The organism is Acetobacter indonesiensis, assembly GCF_000963945.1.
Classification (GTDB): domain Bacteria; phylum Pseudomonadota; class Alphaproteobacteria; order Acetobacterales; family Acetobacteraceae; genus Acetobacter; species Acetobacter indonesiensis.
Genome location: NZ_BAMW01000068.1, coordinates 1 through 561, shown reverse-complemented (window position 1 = coordinate 561; position 561 = coordinate 1). Strand labels below are relative to the sequence as shown.

At 61.1% G+C, this 561-nt stretch carries 1 pseudogene; it reads right to left on the bottom strand.

Annotated elements, in window-relative coordinates:
• Positions 1-561: pseudogene (locus Abin_RS13875) on the bottom strand (hemagglutinin repeat-containing protein); the annotation flags it as partial.

Sequence of the window (561 nt, the reverse complement as noted above, 5' to 3'; positions counted from 1 at the left end):
CAAACGCGTTTGTCAGGGCCTGATTGGCCTGACTCACATCCGTCGTGTCTGCCTTGAATGCTGCCAGCATCAACCTTAATATTTCCGCCAATGGCAGACCGGCTCTCGCTCGTCTCATCATGCGTACGGCCACCCCCCATCAGGCCGGAGGCACCAGAGGCAAGGCCCGTTCCAGCAGCCCCCAATATCCCGGTAGTGCTGCCCATCATCCCGGCCCCACCGCTGAACGAGCCGCCCTTCTGCGTGGCCTGCCAGCGTGAGCTGTTCTCAACAGAACCGGTCGTCAGGCTCCCGGTGGTAAAGTGGTTCAGGCTGGCATCCGCCGTGCTGGCCATCACACCCGCCGTCAGATTGGTGTTCCCTGCAACATCCACACCAAGGCCCTGATCACCCGCATAAAAGCCGGAGAGCTGGGCTTCCGTTGTCGCAAAATGATCCGTCACATTCTGCTGGCTGTAACTCGCACCACCCCCAGCCTTGCCACCAGCCCCCCATACCGGAATGGAAATCTCCGCACCCGTCTGCCGCGCCGTGCTTTTATAGTCGGACGTGTTCTGCGGG